Raw genomic sequence first — 909 nt, 5'->3', positions numbered from 1 at the left:
ACAGGCAGAAGCTAACAAAAAAATGGCTTCTGGTCGATTTTCAAACGAAAACAATACAAAATAAATTTAAATAAATCATTACCTAAAACCGGCAACTATTGCCGGTTTTTTGTTTTTGCAATATACTTCCTTTTCACAAAACTTTGCCATTAATTAAGGCTGTTCGTTGGCGATTGTTGCAATTTTTTATAAATATTAAAATCCTAACATTGTAATTTTTGCTTTATATTTCCTATTATTGAAGTCGTTACGATAAAAGTCGTCTCCTATTTCCCATAATTCTGGACCTCTTGAAAAAAATTGCACTATAATTGTAAGCGCTCATTTTCTATGACGGGATCATTGTCCCACACACCCGTACGTGCTGCCCTGGCTACTGATACATGATTCCTATACAAATAAGGTCAACCAGTAAAAACTGGTTGACCTTATAATACGAAGCACCCGTTATTTCAACAACTAATGTAATGTGTATTCGAATTCAATAGTTGTAGCTGTTCTTTCAGATGCTGTTTTTCCAATTGTTTTCTCCACGAGATATAGTCCCATATTTATGCCTGAAGAGACACCACCAGAAGTGATCAGATTACTATCTTGTATAACTTTACCTTCAGAAACTACTTGAATGTCAGGATAATTTTCTTGTAGTACTTTCAATGCTAAATGATGAGTCGTTGCCTTTTTCCCATTTAACAATCCAGTTTCCCCCAAAATAATTAATCCGGAACAAACTGAGCATATATATTCAATATTTTTATGTTTAATTATCCAATCTTTAATTTTTTTATTCTTAATAATAGATTGGACAGCTAGCCCTTAAAGGAGGACCAGGGATTATTAAGATATCTAAATTAGGATGATTATCAATCGTATAATCATGCTCTGTTTTCTTGTTGAAGCTCATTAAAC

Annotated in this window: 1 protein-coding gene; it reads right to left on the bottom strand. The window is 32.9% G+C overall.

Annotated features, from left to right (window positions below; all coding sequences use genetic code 11):
• Positions 1-459: 459 nt before the first annotated feature.
• Positions 460-750 carry a DJ-1/PfpI family protein gene (locus B2R82_RS19890; RefSeq protein WP_286926706.1) on the bottom strand — a complete coding sequence of 97 codons (291 nt, stop codon included), beginning with the start codon at positions 748-750 and terminating at the stop codon, positions 460-462.
• Positions 751-909 lie beyond the last annotated feature (159 nt).

This window comes from Lysinibacillus sp. UBA6686, assembly GCF_002455205.1.
GTDB classification, from domain to species: Bacteria; Bacillota; Bacilli; order Bacillales_A; family Planococcaceae; genus Lysinibacillus; species Lysinibacillus pakistanensis.
Note: the sequence above shows the minus strand (reverse complement) of the source record. Positions and strands in the feature narration are given on the sequence as shown.